The sequence below is a fragment of the Rhodoplanes roseus genome, from assembly GCF_003258865.1.
Taxonomy (GTDB): Bacteria; Pseudomonadota; Alphaproteobacteria; order Rhizobiales; family Xanthobacteraceae; genus Rhodoplanes; species Rhodoplanes roseus.
Genome location: NZ_NPEX01000851.1, coordinates 1 through 267 on the forward strand (window position 1 = coordinate 1; position 267 = coordinate 267).

Here is a 267-nt window from a genome sequence, read left to right on the forward strand (position 1 = left end):
ATCACGCTTTTGCTGGAGCCGCTGACGCGGGCGGAATCGAACGTCATCAACACGAGTGCCGATCTCGCCCAGATGATGGCGGAGCTTCGTTCTCCTGCGGTGAAAGCCATCCTCGACACGGCTGCGATGGCGGCTGCCGGCGAGACGATCGGCGATTATCTCGCGCGCTTCGGGCCGGATCTGGCGCATGTGCATTTCATCGACGGAGACGATGGGGGCGCCCATCTCGCCTGGGGTGACGGATCCTACCCGCTGCACGCATTCCTC

Annotated in this window: 1 protein-coding gene; it reads left to right on the plus strand. The window is 63.7% G+C overall.

Annotated elements, in window-relative coordinates; genetic code table 11:
- The coding region (locus tag CH341_RS32705; protein WP_146604788.1) for a sugar phosphate isomerase/epimerase family protein at positions 1 to 267 on the plus strand (267 nt) is incomplete at both ends.